We start from the raw sequence: 14948 nt of genomic DNA, 5'->3' as shown, positions 1-14948 counted from the left end.
ACCCCCTCTTCATCGATCGGTGTGTCGGGTCATGCCAGGTCATGGGACGGACCGGGTCACAGCCGGGCGATCGCGTCGTTCGCGATGCCGGTGAGCTGGTCGATGGCCGCCTGGGCGGACTGCTGCCCGACGATCGCCGTCTCGAGGGTGGGCTTGATCTTCTCCCGGATCTCCATCCAGGCCGGGGTGCCGCCCTCGGACCGCGCCTTGTCGAGGTTGTTGATGGCGAACTCGACCATCGGGTTGCCCTTGACGTAGTCGCTGTCCTTGAGGTCCGAGATCGCGGGGACCGAGCCGCGCTGCTCGCTCGCGACCAGGACGGCGTCGGGCGAGCCCATGTACTCGACGAAGGCGCGCGCGGCAGCGGGGTACTTCGAGGTGGCCGACTGCGACACCATCGTGCCGCCCTGCAGCATCGCGGGGTTCGTGTTGCCCAGCACGAACGTGCCGATCTTGTCGACCAGCTCGGGCGACTGCTGCTGGAGCTGCACGTACAGCGAGTTGTTCGTCATCATGATCGCCGAGGTGCCCTGCTGGAGGGTGGTCGGCTGGCCCGCCTCGGTGGTGAGGGCGAAGTCGGCCGAGCCGTCCGCCATCATGTCGAGGAAGAGCTGCAGCGACGCGACGCCCTCGGGGCTGTCGAAGAGCACCTCGCGGCCGTCCGGGGAGAAGAGCTCGCCCGAGTTGCCGAACAGGAACGTCTCCCAGCACTGGCGCAGGTCGATGGAGAACGGGTCGAAGCCGACGCGCGTGACCTTGTTGCCGTCCTTGACGGTGAGCTGCTTCGCGTAGTCGCGCAGCTCGTCCCAGTTCTTCGGGGTGCCCGTGAGGCCGGCCTCCTCGAAGAAGTCCTTGCGGTACGCCACGATGCGCGTGTCGAGCACCATCGGGAGGGCGTAGAGCTTGCCGTCGAACCGCGACGGCTCCAGCACCCGCTCCTCGTACGTGTAGCGCGTGGCGAGCGACTCGGGCAGCGGCGCGATCGCGTTCTTGAAGGCGAACGGCGGGATCCAGCCGACGCCGAGCGTGACGACGTCGGGCATCAGGCCGCTCGCCAGGCCCGTGGTGATCTTCTCGTTCAGCGAGCCGTAGTCGGTGTAGTCGACGGTGACGTTGACGTCCGGGTACTTCTCGTTGAACTGCTTGATCAGCTTGCCCTCGAGCGTCTCCTTGCCCGTGGCGCCCTCGAAGAGCGCGCACAGGAAGGTGATGTCGCCCTCCACCGGGCCGGTGGGGTCGGCGGCGGACGAGCCGCTGGGGCTCGTCGTGGCGCAGCCCGCCACGGCGGCCGCGGTCCCGAGGCCCATGGCCGTGAGGAAGCTGCGACGGCTGAATTCCATGACAAGCCCTTTCGATCGGCGTTGATCTCACGAAGGCGAGGGGGAGCCGACGGCGGCTCCCGGTGTAACGATGCACTGACCATAGAGTGGGACTTCACCTCCGTCAAGCGGTCCTTTGATGCCCTATGATCGGCGCCAGACAGTCCATCGATGCACTGGCGAGGTGGGCAGAGCCCGGAACCGAGGAGGCCGCACGAGCACATGGCTGGCATCACGATCCTGGACGTCGCGCGTGCGGCAGGCGTGTCCACGAGCACCGTCTCGAACCTGCTCAACGGGCGCACCGGCCGCATGCTGCCCGAGACCCGCGAGCGCGTGGAGAGCACCATCAAGGAGCTCGGCTACCGCCCCAACCGCGCCGCGCGCCAGCTGCGCACGGGCAAGCCGCAGGTGATCGGCCTCGTCGTGCCGTCCGTGGGCAACCCGTACTGGGGCGCGCTCGCCCGGTACCTCGAGGCCGCCGCCCTCACCGAGGGCTACCACGTGCTGCTGTGCAACTCCGAGCGCGACCCCGCCCGCGAGCGCCAGTACGTCGACGAGCTGGTCTCCGACGGCATCCGCGGCATCGTGCTCTGCTCCTCGCTCCCCTCCCTGGAGCACGTCTCGAGCCTGCTCGACGACGGCCTGCGGCTCGTCGCGTTCGACCGCACCGCGCAGGCCGACGATCCGGTCGGCCTCGTGAACGTCAGCGTCGACAACACCATCGGCGCGGAGCTGATGGGCGAGCACCTGGTGTCCCTCGGCCACCGGCGGATCGCGTTCGTCTCCGGCGCGATCCGTTCCGTCAACCGCACCGAGCGGTTCGAGGGCTTCCTGCGCGCGCTCGAGCGGGCCGGCATCGCGCGGCCCGACGTCGTCACCTGGCCGGGAAGCATCGCCGCCGACGGCACGTTCGGCGACGTCGAGGCCGCCGAGCTCGGCCGCGTCGCCGCCACCGAGCTGCTCGCCGGGCCGAACCCGCCCACCGCGATCTTCGCCGTCAACGACATGACCGCCATCGGCGTCTGCCGGGCCGTGCGCGACGCCGGCATGGAGGTGGGGCGGGAGGTGTCCGTGGCCGGGTTCGACGACATCGTGCTCGCGGAGCTCTACTCCCCGCGCCTCACCACCGTGCGCCAGCCGATGAAGGAGATGGCGGCCGCCGCGTTCCGGGCCCTGCACGGCTCCGACGAGGGGGCGGCGTCGCAGGGCTCCTCGCTGCTGTTCCGGCCGGAGCTCGTGGTGCGCGACTCGACGGCCGCGCCCGTCGCCTGACGCCGGCGCCCGTCAGAGCACGGCGGCGGCCAGCGTCTCGCCGCCCGCGTGCGCGATCTCGACGCGGGCGATGCGGTCCAGCGGCACGGACGACGCCGCGCCGAGGCCGGCGGAGGACGTCCCCGACCCGGTCCAGGTCGCGGCGACGGTGCGGCCGCCGTCGTCGTCCACGAGGACGAGCTCGTAGGTCGGCGCGCCCGCCGGGTCGTAGCCGCCCGAGCTCGGCGGGTAGGTGCAGCTCCACTCCAGGCTCGTGCCCCACGGCCGGGCCGTCGCGCTGAGCGACGCCCGCACGTCGACCGCACCGACCGGCTCGAGCTCCACCGCCGTGGACTGCGCGACCGGCGACGACGGGGTCGGGCCGGGGCCGGGGGCCTCCCCCGGGCCGCCGAGGGCCAGCCCCGCGCCGACCCCGCCCACCAGCAGCGCCGACGCGGCGACCGCGACCAGCGACCGCCGGCGCCGACGCGAGCGCCGGGCCGCGTCGGCCAGGGCCGCGAGGGGCACGACGTCCGCCCGGTCGCCGTCACCCACGCCCGCGTCCCCGCCCACGACCGTGTCCCGCGGGTCCGTCGCGAGCGCGTGCTCCGCGGGCACGGACGCGAGCAGCCCGGGCACGCCGGCCAGCTCCGCGACCGCCGCCCGGCACGCGTCGCAGCCGGCCAGGTGCTCCTCGTAGGCGCGCCGGTCGGCCGGGCTCAGCGAGCCCAGCACGTACGCGGCGTCCCACTCGCGGTACGGGTCGGTCGGCGCGGTCATGGCGTCACTCCCTTCTCCTGCAGGGCGAGCCGCAGGGCGCGCAGGGCGTAGTGCATGCGGGACTTCACGGTCCCGGGCGGGACGTCGAGCTCGTCGGCCAGCTCGGCGACCGACCGCCCGCGGTAGTAGGCGCCCACGACGACGGCGCGGTGCTCGGCCGACAGGTCCGCGAGCGCGTCCGCGACGAGCCAGGCGTCCAGGACGGCCTGCGTGCGGTCGGGCTCGGGCTGCTCGGGCAGGTGCCCGGTGGCGCGCTCGCGGGCGTGCCGCGCGCTGCGGAGCTGGTCGACCACGAGGTGGCGCGCCACGGTGAACAGCCAGGCGCGCACGGACTCCTCCGGCCGTTCCAGCACCTCCGGGTGCCGCCACAGGCGCAGCAGCGACTCCTGCACGACGTCCTGCGCGTCGGCGCCGTCGGGCACCAGCCGCGCGACGAAGCGCTGCAGGTCCGGGGCGTGCGCGGCGTGGATGGCCTCGAGGAGCTCCTCCTCGGCGCGGGAGCGCGGCCTCACGACCGCTCCAGCACCAGCGAGATCTCGACGGCGCCCTCGTGGTCCACGCGGACGAAGCCGAGGGACGGCGCCGCGACGTCGAAGTCGGCGAACGTCACCGGCACGCTGGCTGCGACCTGCACGCCGTCGCCGACGGCCGCGACCTGGGCCGTGGCCACGACGTCGCGCGTCACCCCGTGCACCGTCAGCTCGCCCGGCAGCTCCACCTCGGTGGCGCCGGCGGCCAGCGGCACCGGCTCGGTGACCGTGAAGCCCGCGGTCGGGAACGTCCCCACCTCCATCACGCTGCCACGGAAGTACGCGTCCCGCGGCGGCTCGTCGGTGTGGATGCTCGCGACGTCGACCGTCACGTCGCCCGACGTCAGCTCCCCGCCCTCCACCGTCACGCTGCCGCTCACCTGGTCCGTCCGTCCGGTGACGGTCACGTCCTCGCCCCGCAGCACCTCGTGCACCCGGTAGCCGGCCTCCGAGCCGGACGCCACGACCCAGGTGCCGTCGAGGCCGGCCGGGTCGGCGAGCGGAGCCCCCGACGTGGAGAGCGTCGGGGGCTCCGCCGCGGCGCGGTTGGCGTGGTCGGCGTACAGACCGGGCCCGACGAGCACGGCGGCGCCGCCGAGCAGGACCAGCCCGGCTCCCGCCCCCATCAGCACCTTCGTCCGTCGGCGCACGACCGCTCCCTCCGCCCCGGGCCGCGCCCGCCCGCGCGGCTCCACCCCGCACGACGAGGCAGGCCCCCGCGAGGTTCACGTCCCGTGCCGCCCCGATGAACCCGCGGCGCCGCGATCTCGTCGTCCCTCACAGCAGCACCAGAGCGGAGCGCCCGAGCCGAAGGAGTCATCATGCGCACCACGAGGTCACGACTGGCCGCCCTCGCCGCGGCGGCGGCGCTCGCCACCACCCTGGCCGCGTGCGGCGGCGGCGGGGGCGGCAGCTACGGCGGCGGGGCGAGCACCCCCACCGACACCTCGACGGGCGGCACGGCGGGCAGCTCGCCGAGCTCGTCGTCCGACGGCGGGTCGGCGGGCACCGCCGCGCTGAGCACGGCCGAGACCAGCCTGGGCACGGTCGTCGTCGACGGCCAGGGCATGACCGTCTACTACTACACCCCGGACAAGGCCGGCTCGGGCGAGAGCGCGTGCACGGGCGAGTGCCTGGCCGCGTGGCCGCCGGTGCACGCCGGCAAGGGCACCCCGCAGGTGCAGGGCGTGACGGCCGAGGTCGGCACGATCCCCGGCAACGACGGCGAGCCCCAGGTGACCCTCGACGGCCGCCCCGTCTACCTCTACGCGGGAGACGCGGCGCCGGGCGACGTCGACGGCCAGGGCCTGCAGGACATCTGGTGGGTGGTGGCGCCGGACGGCTCCGAGATCACCACGATGGCCGGCTCGGACGGCGGGGGCTACTGACCCGCCGCCGCGACGCGCGTCACGGGGCGGCGTGCCGCCGGAGGATCGCGGCGGCGTCGGTGCCGCGCGGCAGGACGCCGTACCCGTGGCCGCGGCCGTCGCCGAGCCGGGCCGCGACGAACGCGTCGGCCGCCGTGCTCGGCGCGTACCGCACCATGAGCGACGCCTGCAGCCCGACGGCGAGGGCCTCGACGACGCGGCGCGCGGAGGCCTGCTGCTCGGCGGGGTCAGCGCCGGCGAGCCGGGCGAGCAGGTCGCGGGTCGCGGTGAGGTGGGCGTCGAGGTCCCGGTGGGCGCCGGCCGCGAGCGCGAGCTCGGCGTCGACGGCGGCCAGCGACCCGGGCTCGCGGGTCATGGCGCGCAGCACGTCGAGCGCGACGACGTTGCCCGAGCCCTCCCAGATCGCCATGACCGGCTGCTCCCGATAGCGCCGGGCCAGCGGGAACGCCTCGGTGTAGCCGTTGCCGCCGAGGCACTCCATCGCCTCGTAGGCGTGCTGCGGGCCGCGCTTGCACACCCAGTACTTCGCGACGGCGGTGGCCAGGCGGCGGAACGCGCGCTCGCCGTCGTCGCCCCCGTCCTCGCCCCCGGCGTCGTACGCGGCCGCGAGCCGCATCGAGGTGAGCGTCGCGGCCTCGGACTCGAGCGCGAGGTCGGCGAGCACCGCCGTCATCGCCGGCTGGTCGACGAGGCGGGCGCCGAACGCCGTCCGGTGCCGCGCGTGCCACAGCGCCTCCGCGACGCCCTGGCGCATCCCGGCCGCGCTGCCGTGCACGCAGTCGAGGCGGGTGCGCTGCACCATCTCGATGATGGTGCGCACGCCGCGGCCGGGCTCCCCCACCAGGTGGCCGACGGTGCCGTCCAGCTCGATCTCGGCCGACGCGTTGGACCGGTTGCCGAGCTTGTCCTTGAGCCGCTGGAGGCGGAGCACGTTGCGGGTGCCGTCCTCGAGGACGCGCGGCACGAGGAAGCAGGACTGGCCGTCCGGCGCCTGCGCGAGCACGAGGAACGCGTCCGACATCGGCGCCGAGCAGAACCACTTGTGACCGGTGAGCACGTGCGTGCCGTCACCGGCCGGCGTCGCGCGGGTCGTGTTCGCCCGCACGTCGCTGCCGCCCTGCTTCTCCGTCATCGCCATGCCCACGAGCGCGCCGGGCTTGGTGCCGGGCGCGACGAGCGCGCCGTCGTACCCGGTGGCGAGCAGCCGCGGCTCCCACAGGGCCGCCAGGTCGGGGGCGTGCCGCAGGCTGGCCACGGCCGCGTGCGTCATCGACACCGGGCACGCGTGCCCGGGCTCCACCTGCCCGAACAGGGAGAACAGGGCGCCGCGGACGACGTTCGCCCCCGGCCGGGGGTCGGCCCACGCGCTCGTGTGGGCTCCGCGCGCCACGGCCGCGGCGATCACCTCGTGGTACGCGGGGTGGTACTCGACCTCGTCGATCCGGCGCCCGCGGCGGTCGTGGGTGCGCAGCACCGGCTCGTGGGTGTTCGCGAGCTCCGCGGACCGCTGGAAGGTCGCGCTCCCGACGTGCGCGCCCGCCTCGACGAGCCGCTCCTCGCCCCAGCCGCCGCCGAAGGCGTGCACGGCGCCGCGCAGCACCGGGAAGTCGAGGTACTCGTTGACGTCCGCCCGTTCCGGCGGCTGGTTCGTGACCTCGTGCGTGCGGTGCCCGCCCGCGTGCACGTCCTCGTCGACGGTCACGGCGGCTCCTTCCTCAGGCCCTCAGGAGGCGTAAGCGCCCTGCCACACGGTGTCGAACGGCGTGCGGGCCTCGACCCGCGCCTCGATGCCCTGCGTCACCATGTCCTTCGCGACGCGGACCGCCTCGGGCACGTCGGCGCCCTTGGCCAGCTCCGCGGTGATGGCGGCGGCGAACGTGCAGCCGGCGCCGGAGACGCGCTCCTCGCCCACCTTGGGGGTGGCGAAGACGGTGACCTCGTCGCCGTCGAACAGGACGTCGACGGCGTCCGGGCCGGCCAGCTCGACGCCGCCCTTCGCGACCACGTACCGGCGGCCGTGGCCGTCGCCCAGGCGGGCGTGGATGCGGCGCGCGGCCTCGGTCAGCTCCTCGACGGACGTGATGTCGTCCATGCCGGCGAGCGTCTTGGCCTCGAACAGGTTGGGCGTCACGACCGTGGCCAGCGGCAGCACGCGCTCGCGCAGCGCCGTGTCGGTGTCGAGCGCGGCGCCGGGCTCCTGCCCCTTGCAGATCAGCACCGGGTCGAGGACGACGTGCCGCCACGGCTGCGTCTCCAGCGAGCGGGCCACGACGTCGATGGTCGCGGGCGTGCCGAGCATCCCGATCTTCACGACGTCCAGCGCGTGGGTGGACGTCGCGGCCTCGAACTGGTCCGCGATGACCTGCGGCTCCACGGGCACGAACCGGTGGCCCCAGTCGTGCTTCGGGTCGAACGAGACGATGCAGGTCAGCGTGCCCACCCCGTAGGTGCCGAGCTGCTGGAAGGTCTTGAGGTCGGCCTGGATCCCGGCCCCTCCCGTGGCCTCGGACCCGGCGATGACGTACGCGAGCGGCGGCGTGGTGCTCATGGTGGGCCAGCCTACGACGGCGGCGGACGGGCGTTGTCGAGCGGGCGTTGTCGGGCGCGATCCGTAGGGTGGGCGCATGAGCGTGAAGATCGGGGCCCACGTCGACCTGTCCGACGCCGTCGCGCAGGCGAAGGAGATCGGGGCCGAGGTGGCGCAGGTGTTCCTCTCCGACCCGCAGGCGTGGAAGGTGCCGCCGCTCGACCATCCCGGCGGCGCCGAGGCCTTCCGCGAGGAGACGGCGGCCGCGGGGATCGACGTCTTCGTGCACGCGCCCTACGTGATCAACGTGGCGTCCACCAACAACCGCATCCGCATCCCCAGCCGCAAGCTGCTCCAGCAGATCATGACCGGTGCCGGCGAGATCGGGGCGAAGGGCGTCGTCGTGCACGGCGGGCACGTCACCGCGAAGGACGACCCGGACGTCGGCTTCGACAACTGGCGCAAGGCGATCGACGCGCTCGAGACCGACGTGCCCGTGCTCATCGAGAACACCGCCGGCGGCGACTTCTCCATGGCCCGCCGCCTCGACCGGCTGGAGATGCTCTGGGCCGCGGTGATGCGGGCGAACGGCGCCGAGAACGTCGGCTTCACCCTCGACACCTGCCACGCGTGGGCGGGCGGCATCGACCTCGCCACGGCGGTCGACGACATCCGCGCGATCACCGGCCGCATCGACCTGGTGCACGCCAACGACTCCCGCGACACGGCGGGCTCCGGCGCCGACCGCCACGCGCACTTCGGTGACGGGAACATCCCGCCCGAGCTGCTCGTCGGCGTGGTCGCCGCGGCCGGCGCGCCCGTCGTGTGCGAGACGCACGGCGACATGGGCCCCGACATCGCGTGGCTGCGGGAGCGCCTGGCCGCCTGAGGCCTGTGGACGACGGGCGATCACGGACGCCGGGGTCCGCCAGCATCGGTGACGTGAGCACCTAAGGGAGCCCGCCCACGGACCCGGACGTCGACCCCGACATCGCCGCCGTCGCGGCCGGGGCGGTCCGGTACGAGACCGCGCGGCGAGGGATGCTGCAGCAGGATCTCGCGATGGCGCTCGGGCGCTCACGCTCGGCGAACTCCGCCCGGTACACGGGTCAGGTGCCGTGGTCGCTCGACGAGATCGGGCGGATCGCCGTCCTCTACGGGTGCCGGGTCTCCGACCTGCTCACGGAGGCTCCTCTGTCCCGCTCGCCCTGGTGACAGCACCACCACGCCACCTCCCACCTCACCGGCCCCCGGCCTCGACCTCGACCTCGACCTCGACCTCGACCTCGACCACGCCACGCCAGGGTCACGGCGTGACGACGCGCCGACGTGCGACACGCTGACGCAGGTCGGGCGGGAGCCGCTCAGCCGGCGGCGAGCCCGGCGTCGTGCACGACGATCGCGGCCTGCACGCGGTTGGCGGCGTCCAGCTTGGTGAGGATGCGCGACACGTGCGTCTTCACGGTCGGGACGCTCATGTAGAGCTCGGCGGCGACCTCGGCGTTGGACAGCCCGCGCGCGACGGCGAGGGCGACGTCGCGCTCGCGGCCGGTCAGCGTCTCCAGCCGCGCGGCGGCGGCCCGGCGGCCGTCGGGGGCGGAGCGGTCGGTGACCTGGGCGATGAGCTGCTCCGCGACGCGCGGCGAGAGCGTCGGTTCCCCCGCCGCGGCCGCCCGGACGGCGGCGACCAGGCGATCGGGAGGGGTGTCCTTGAGCAGGAACCCTGCCGCGCCCGCGCGCAGGGCCTCGACGATCATGTCGTCCGCGTCGAACGTGGTGAGCACGATGACCCGGGCGTCGGGGACCGACCGGAGCCGGCGCGTCGCCTCGATGCCGTCCAGGCGCGGCATGCGGATGTCCATGAGGACGACGTCGGGCCGCTCGCGCGCCACGACGTCCAGCGCCTCGAGCCCGTCCGACGCCGTCGCGACGACCTCCAGGTCCGCGTCGCCGCCCAGGATGAGCGTGAGCCCGGAGCGCACCAGCGCGTCGTCGTCGACCAGCACCACGCGCGTCTTCTCGCTCATGCCGTCCACCTCATGCCGTCCACCTCATGCCGCCCACGGTAGCCAGGCCTCCAGCACGAACGCCGCGGCGCGCCCGTCGCGCGACGCCGGGTCCGCCGTCGTGCCGTACGTCAGGCGACCGCCGACGAGCTCCACGCGTTCCGTGAGCCCCACCAGGCCGAGGCCCGACGGCGGCGGCGCGGGCGCCTCGGGCATCGGCCCGACGCTGCGCACCGGGTTGCGCACGACGATCGCCAGCCCCTCGCCCGGCGCGCCCGCCACCGACACGGACACCGGCGCCCAGGGAGCGTGCTTGCGCGCGTTCGTCAGCCCCTCCTGCACGATCCGGTACGCGTGCCGGCTGACCGCCTCCCCGAGCCCGCCCGTGCGCTCCGCCAGGTCGTCGACCGGCCCGTCGACCCGGACGTCGGCGCCGTTCGCGCGGGCCTCGGCGAAGAGGTCGGCGAGGTCGGCCAGCGACGGCTGCGGCGGCTCCGGCGGCGCGTCCCCGGCGAGCGGGTCGCGCAGCACGCCCAGCACCTCCCGCAGTTCGGCCAGGGCGGCGTGCGCGTTGTCCCGGACCACGCCCGCGGTCTCCGCGACCTTCTCCGGCGGCAGGTCGGTGCGGTAGGCCAGGGCGCCCGCGTGCATCGCGACGAGCGAGATGCGGTGGGCCAGCACGTCGTGCATCTCCCGCGCGATGCGGGTCCGCTCCGCCGTCCTCGCCTGCGCCACCCGGCTCACCTGCTCCCGCTCGGCCGTCTCGGCCCGCTCCTGCAACGACGCGAGGTGCTCCCGGCGCAGGCCGATGTACGCGCCGATCCAGACGAACAGGGCGTACATGACCGCGCCGCCGACGATCTCGATCCACCGGTCGTACGACTCCGGCGTGACGTAGGGGTGCAGCGAGCTGTGCACGCGACCCGCGGCCACGAACACCACGCCGACCACGGCGACCTTCCACCAGCGCCGGGTCGTGGCCAGGGAGATCACCGCGATCGTCTCGGCCCCGACCACCAGGGACGAGACCGTCGCGGCGGCGCTCAGCACCAGGGCGATCGTCAGGGGTGCCCTGCGGCGCAGGGGCAGCAGCGCCAGACCCACCAGGCCGACGACGAAGTCCAGCGCCCACTGCCCGTCGGTCATCTCCCGCTGCCCGGTGTCCACCTCCCACGCGACGAGGACCATCACCGTCAGGCCGGCCAGGAGGGCCACCAGCACGCGCCACGTCTCGCCCCAGACGCGGCGGGCTCGGGACGGACGGGCAGGGGCGGTCGGCACGACGTCGAGCCTAGGCAGCCGCGGGGCCGCGGGCATCCGCCGGTGGTCGCCGCCGCATCCTCCGGAAGGAGGACACGAACCATCCCCTCGCCGGACGCGGCACCCGCCCGCGCCCGGGCAGGGTGGAGCCATGATCACCGTGGAGCACCTGACCAAGAGATATGGGCCGGCCGTGGCCGTGGACGACGTGTCGTTCACCGTCGAGCCCGGTCACGTAACGGGCTTCCTCGGCCCCAACGGCGCCGGAAAGTCCACGACGATGCGCATGATCTGCGGCCTCACGCCCGCCACGTCGGGCTCCGCCCGCGTGCTCGGCAAGCCGTTCACGGCGCTCGCCAACCCCGGCCGGCGCGTGGGCGTGCTGCTCGACGCCGCCGCCCAGCACTCGGGCCGCACCGGGCGCGAGGTCCTCACCCTCGCCGCGCTCATGACCGGCGTCGACCGCCGCCGCATCGACACCACGCTCGACCTGGTGGGCCTCACCGGGCGGGAGGCCGCCCGCCGCGTGGGCCAGTACTCCCTCGGCATGCGGCAGCGGCTCGGGCTCGCGTCCGCGCTGCTCGGCGACCCCGAGGTGCTGATCCTCGACGAGCCGGCCAACGGGCTCGACCCCGCCGGCATCCGCTGGATGCGCGACCTGCTGGACGACTTCGCCTCCCGGGGCGGCACCGTGCTGCTCTCGTCGCACCTGCTGCGCGAGATGGAGGCGGTCGCCGACCGGATCGTCGTCATCGGCCGCGGCCGCGTGGTCGCCGAGGGCCACAAGGACGACCTGCTGCGCCAGGCGGGCACGTTCGTCCGCTCCACCGACGACGGCGCGCTCGCCCTCGCCCTGCGCCAGGGCGGTGCGGGTGTCGAGGAGCTCGCCACCGGCGGGCTGTCCGTCGAGGCCGAGCCCATCGACGTCGGCCGCGCGGCCGCCGCCGCGGGCGTCGTGCTCGCCGAGCTGCGCGCCGCCGACTCCCGCGGCCTCGAGGACCTCTTCCTCGAGCTGACCGCCGACGACGCCCGCGAGCAGACCCGTATGGAGGTGTCGGCATGACCACCGCGACCCCGACCCGCGCCACCCGCGCGAGCCGCACGAACCGTCCGGGCGCCGACCTCCGCCCCGTGTCCTTCGCGACCCTCACGCTCGTCGAGTGGCGCAAGCAGCTCGACACCCGCGCGGGCCGCTGGATGCTCGCCGTCATCGCGATCGTCACCGCCGGCGTGCTCGCCGTGATGATGGCCGTGAACGGCGGCAACCACTCGTTCGCCGCCTTCGTCGTCGGCACGACCACGCCGATGGCGATGCTCCTGCCCATCGTCGGCGTGCTCGCCGCGACGTCGGAGTGGTCCCAGCGGACCGCCCTGGTGACGTTCACGCTCGAACCCCGCCGCACGCGCGTCGGGCTGGCCAAGGTGGTCGGCGCGATCGGTTCCGGCGTCGCGCTCCTCGTCCTCGCCGTCGGGCTCGCCGCGCTCGCCCACGTCCTGGTGGTCGCGTTCCGCGACGCCACGCCCGCCTGGGACGCCACCGGAGCACTCGTCGGCGGCCTGGCGATCACGACGGTGCTCTACATGGCGCAGGGCGTCGGCTTCGGCCTGGTGCTGCGCAGCACCCCGGGCGCGATCGTGACCCTGTTCCTCGCGCCCACCCTCTTCAACCTCCTCGGCGGTCTGGTCCCCGGGATGGCGGACGTGCTGCCGTGGATCGACCTGACCACCGCGGCGATGCCGCTGACCAGCACCGTGTGGCCGGACGGCGCGGGGTGGGCGCACCTCGCCACCGCGACGCTCATCTGGGTGGTCGCGCCCCTGGCCGGCGGCCTGTGGCGGACGGCGCGCAGCGAGATCTCGTCGTCCTGACCAGATCAGCCGGCCGGGTCAGCCGGCCGGGTCAGCCGGCCGGGTCAGCCGTCGAGGTGCCCGCGCATCTCGACGGCGATCTGGTCGGCGTCGAGCTGGTCCAGGGCCCTGCTCAGCAGGTCCGAGTCGAACGTGCCCAGGGCCCGGGCCTCGAGCAGGGCCTTGCGCTGCGCGGCGATGGTCGCGAGGCGCAGCTCGAAGAACTGGGTGGACAGCTCCTCGGGCGTCGCCTCCTCCTCGTCCTGGTCGGCCTGCTCGCGCACGACGACGGTCCGCACGCGCTCCACGACGTACGGCGCGTACGGGGTCCCGTCCTTGCGGCGCAGCCCCGGGTCGTCGAGCATGTCGCGGGCGGTGCCGTCGACGATCTCGCGCAGCCCCTGCGTGCCCTCGTCGAACCGCGACGACGTGACGCCCGACAGCCCCAGCCGGCGCACCACCCAGGGCAGCGTGCCGCCCTGCACCAGCAGGGTGCCCGCGGCGACGCCGAACGCGATGAGGACCAGCAGGGACCGCTGCGGGAAGTCCGACGGGAGCGTCTGCGCGGCCGCCAGCGTGACGACGCCGCGCATCCCCGCCCACACGATGACCACGCCCTCCTTGGGCCCGAGGGGCGCGGCGAGCAGGTAGTCGACGTCGGCGATGCGGCGCGTGAACCGGCGGCGGAACTCCGCGATCCGGTCCGACCGGCGCTGCCGGATCCGCTCCTTCTGGTCGTCGGACAGCCCGCCCGCGGCCGCGGCCCGCCGCTTCTCGGCCTCGAGCTGCACCCGCCGCTGCACCCGCCGGACCTGGCGGCGCGGGTTGCCGGCCTCCCACACGCGCTGGTCGCCCTGCGTCCACACGGCCGACAGCGCCTTCGCGGCGTCGGGCGTGATGATCCCGTTCGGGTCGGTGAACTCGTCGAGCCTCGCGGAGACCTTCCGCTCCATCCGGTCGAGCGTCTCGCGGACCTGCTCGGCCCGGCGGCGCCGCGCGGCGAGGTAGCGCAGCAGCGGGAGCACGAACAGCGCCCGCAGCGCGATGACGCCCACGGCGGCGAGGGCAGCGACGCCGACCGCCGTCCAGAGCGACCCGTGCGCCTCCCGCACGTCCTGGACCAGCCCGAACACCTCGAGCCCCATGGCGAGGAACAGGCCGCCCTCGAGCAGGGTCTCGATCGTCCGCCAGTTCATGCGTTCCGCCACCCGGTCCTGGGGACTGAGGTGGCGCGCGGAGAGCGTGCTGGTGACGAGGCCGGCCGCCACGGCCGCCACGATGCCCGACGCGTCCAGCTCCTCCGCGGGCAGGTAGGCCGCGAACGGCACCACGAACGACACCGCCGTGGCGAGCGCCGCGTTCCCCAGTCGCTCGCGCACCCACAGGCCCAGGCGGCCGACGATCACGCCGATGAGCACGGCGAGCAGCACGGCCTTGAGGAAGCTGCCGACCACGCCCCAGAGGCTGACGCTGGCCGCCGTCGCGGCGATGGCGGAGCGCAGCAGCACCAGCGACGTGGCGTCGTTGAGCAGCCCCTCGCCCTCGAGCATGACGACGACGCGCTGCGGTGCCCCGAGCTTCTTGATGATCGACGTCGCGACGGCGTCCGTGGGGCTGACGATGGCGCCGAGCGCGATGCCGGCGGCGAGGTCGATCCCGGGGATCACCCACGAGAAGACGAACCCGAGCAGCACCGCGGAGATGACCACGAGCAGCACGGCCATCCCGCCGATCGCCGTGAAGTCGCGCCGGAAGTCCATGGACGGGAACGACGCCGCCGAGGCGTAGAGCAGCGCGGGCAGCACCCCGACCAGGATCACCTCGGGGTTGATCGGGATGGCCGGCACGACGGGCAGGAAGCTCACGGCGACGCCGATCAGCACCAGGACCAGCGGTGCGGCGACCCCGGCCCGGGGTGCCAGCGCGGTGACGGCGATGACGACGACCGCCGCGAGCACGCCGAAGAGGAGGACGTCCATGCCGAACAACGTAAGCGCCCGCCCGAACGTTCTCCCGCGGCCGTCACCGAACCGGAA

General features: G+C 74.4%; 15 protein-coding genes. 6 read left to right on the top strand and 9 right to left on the bottom strand.

Annotated features, from left to right (window positions below; translation table 11 throughout):
- Positions 1-56: 56 nt before the first annotated feature.
- The gene (locus tag ACFQ80_RS09775) at positions 57-1340 is read right to left on the bottom strand and encodes an ABC transporter substrate-binding protein (RefSeq protein ID WP_430549094.1); all 1284 of its coding nucleotides are present in this window, start codon (positions 1338-1340) and stop codon (positions 57-59) included.
- Positions 1341-1541: 201 nt separating this feature from the next.
- Between ACFQ80_RS09775 and ACFQ80_RS09770 the strand changes: the two genes are divergently transcribed.
- Complete coding sequence (locus tag ACFQ80_RS09770; RefSeq protein WP_430549095.1) at positions 1542-2594, top strand: LacI family DNA-binding transcriptional regulator; 1053 nt, start codon at positions 1542-1544, stop codon at positions 2592-2594.
- Positions 2595-2606: 12 nt separating this feature from the next.
- Here ACFQ80_RS09770 and ACFQ80_RS09765 read toward each other — a convergent pair whose 3' ends face one another.
- Genes ACFQ80_RS09765 through ACFQ80_RS09755 form a run of 3 tightly spaced genes read right to left on the bottom strand, consistent with a single transcriptional unit; the run spans position 2607 to position 4533 of the window.
- Complete coding sequence (locus ACFQ80_RS09765) at positions 2607-3353, bottom strand: anti-sigma factor family protein (protein WP_430563506.1); 747 nt, start codon at positions 3351-3353, stop codon at positions 2607-2609.
- Positions 3350-3865 (bottom strand): sigma-70 family RNA polymerase sigma factor, encoded by a 516-nt coding sequence (locus ACFQ80_RS09760; RefSeq protein ID WP_430549097.1) that lies wholly within the window; start codon positions 3863-3865, stop codon positions 3350-3352. The genes ACFQ80_RS09765 and ACFQ80_RS09760 overlap by 4 nt, the downstream gene beginning before the upstream one ends.
- The gene (locus tag ACFQ80_RS09755) at positions 3862-4533 is read right to left on the bottom strand and encodes a YceI family protein (RefSeq protein ID WP_430549098.1); all 672 of its coding nucleotides are present in this window, start codon (positions 4531-4533) and stop codon (positions 3862-3864) included. The genes ACFQ80_RS09760 and ACFQ80_RS09755 overlap by 4 nt, the downstream gene beginning before the upstream one ends.
- Positions 4534-4704: 171 nt before the next feature.
- On the opposite strand from ACFQ80_RS09755, the gene ACFQ80_RS09750 reads away from it, so the two are divergent.
- On the top strand, positions 4705-5271 hold the full coding sequence (locus tag ACFQ80_RS09750) for a hypothetical protein (RefSeq protein WP_430549099.1): 567 nt from the start codon (positions 4705-4707) through the stop codon (positions 5269-5271).
- Between the two features lie 19 nt (positions 5272-5290).
- On the opposite strand, the gene ACFQ80_RS09745 is transcribed toward ACFQ80_RS09750, so the two are convergent.
- Both ACFQ80_RS09745 and ACFQ80_RS09740 read right to left on the bottom strand, forming a co-directional pair.
- Positions 5291-6973 (bottom strand): acyl-CoA dehydrogenase family protein, encoded by a 1683-nt coding sequence (locus ACFQ80_RS09745; protein WP_430563505.1) that lies wholly within the window; start codon positions 6971-6973, stop codon positions 5291-5293.
- A 21-nt stretch (positions 6974-6994) separates the two neighbouring features.
- Complete coding sequence (locus ACFQ80_RS09740) at positions 6995-7819, bottom strand: hydroxymethylpyrimidine/phosphomethylpyrimidine kinase (RefSeq protein WP_429763109.1); 825 nt, start codon at positions 7817-7819, stop codon at positions 6995-6997.
- A 76-nt stretch (positions 7820-7895) separates the two neighbouring features.
- On the opposite strand from ACFQ80_RS09740, the gene ACFQ80_RS09735 reads away from it, so the two are divergent.
- Both ACFQ80_RS09735 and ACFQ80_RS09730 read left to right on the top strand, forming a co-directional pair.
- Positions 7896-8687: a deoxyribonuclease IV gene (locus ACFQ80_RS09735; protein WP_430549101.1), complete on the top strand. Its 792-nt coding sequence runs from the start codon at positions 7896-7898 to the stop codon at positions 8685-8687.
- Positions 8688-8839: 152 nt separating this feature from the next.
- The gene (locus tag ACFQ80_RS09730; RefSeq protein ID WP_430563504.1) at positions 8840-9013 is read left to right on the top strand and encodes a hypothetical protein; all 174 of its coding nucleotides are present in this window, start codon (positions 8840-8842) and stop codon (positions 9011-9013) included.
- A 149-nt stretch (positions 9014-9162) separates the two neighbouring features.
- Here ACFQ80_RS09730 and ACFQ80_RS09725 read toward each other — a convergent pair whose 3' ends face one another.
- Together ACFQ80_RS09725 and ACFQ80_RS09720 are read right to left on the bottom strand one after the other, a co-directional pair.
- Positions 9163-9825 (bottom strand): response regulator, encoded by a 663-nt coding sequence (locus ACFQ80_RS09725; RefSeq protein WP_430563503.1) that lies wholly within the window; start codon positions 9823-9825, stop codon positions 9163-9165.
- A gap of 24 nt (positions 9826-9849) precedes the next feature.
- Complete coding sequence (locus ACFQ80_RS09720; protein ID WP_430563502.1) at positions 9850-11085, bottom strand: sensor histidine kinase; 1236 nt, start codon at positions 11083-11085, stop codon at positions 9850-9852.
- 130 nt (positions 11086-11215) lie between these two features.
- Here ACFQ80_RS09720 and ACFQ80_RS09715 point away from each other — a divergent pair, with 130 nt between their 5' ends.
- Positions 11216-12127, top strand: a complete 912-nt coding sequence (locus ACFQ80_RS09715; protein ID WP_430549105.1) for an ABC transporter ATP-binding protein — start codon at positions 11216-11218, stop codon at positions 12125-12127.
- Positions 12124-12933: an ABC transporter permease gene (locus tag ACFQ80_RS09710; protein ID WP_430549106.1), complete on the top strand. Its 810-nt coding sequence runs from the start codon at positions 12124-12126 to the stop codon at positions 12931-12933. Before ACFQ80_RS09715 ends, ACFQ80_RS09710 begins: the two co-directional genes overlap by 4 nt.
- A gap of 44 nt (positions 12934-12977) precedes the next feature.
- Here the strand turns inward: ACFQ80_RS09710 and ACFQ80_RS09705 are convergent, their stop codons facing one another.
- Entirely contained in the window at positions 12978-14891 is a 1914-nt protein-coding gene (locus tag ACFQ80_RS09705; RefSeq protein WP_430563501.1) for a cation:proton antiporter, read from the bottom strand.
- Between the last annotated feature and the right edge of the window lie 57 nt (positions 14892-14948).

It is taken from the genome of Isoptericola sp. NPDC056578 (assembly GCF_042793275.1).
In the GTDB taxonomy this organism is placed as follows: domain Bacteria; phylum Actinomycetota; class Actinomycetes; order Actinomycetales; family Cellulomonadaceae; genus Isoptericola.
The sequence above is the reverse complement of the archived record's forward strand: the minus strand, read 5'-3'. Positions and strand labels throughout refer to the sequence as shown.